Annotated in this window: 1 pseudogene; it reads left to right on the top strand. The window is 80.8% G+C overall.

What is annotated here, in order from left to right:
* A pseudogene (locus VR44_RS21360) lies at positions 1-255 on the top strand (hypothetical protein); the annotation flags it as partial.

Genomic DNA, 255 nt, shown 5'->3' with positions numbered 1-255 from the left:
GTCGCCGAGGAGATCGTCCGCTTCCTCACCGCAGCCGCCCCGCCCGTCCTGCTGACCCCGGCCCTCGCCCCCGACAGGGTGCCCCTCACCCTCGCCCCGCACACCCTGCTGGTCGCCCTGCCCGCCCCGGGCACCTCAGCCCCGGCGGCCGCGGGCACCGCCGGCCCGTGCTCGTACGCCGTCCTGGCCCGCGCCGACGCCGACCGGCTGGACGGGCTCGCCCGTGACCTCGCCGCCTGCGCCGCCGACACGGGC

Source organism: Streptomyces katrae (assembly GCF_000966975.1).
Lineage (GTDB): Bacteria > Actinomycetota > Actinomycetes > Streptomycetales > Streptomycetaceae > Streptomyces > Streptomyces katrae.
The sequence above is the reverse complement of the archived record's forward strand: the minus strand, read 5'-3'. Positions and strand labels throughout refer to the sequence as shown.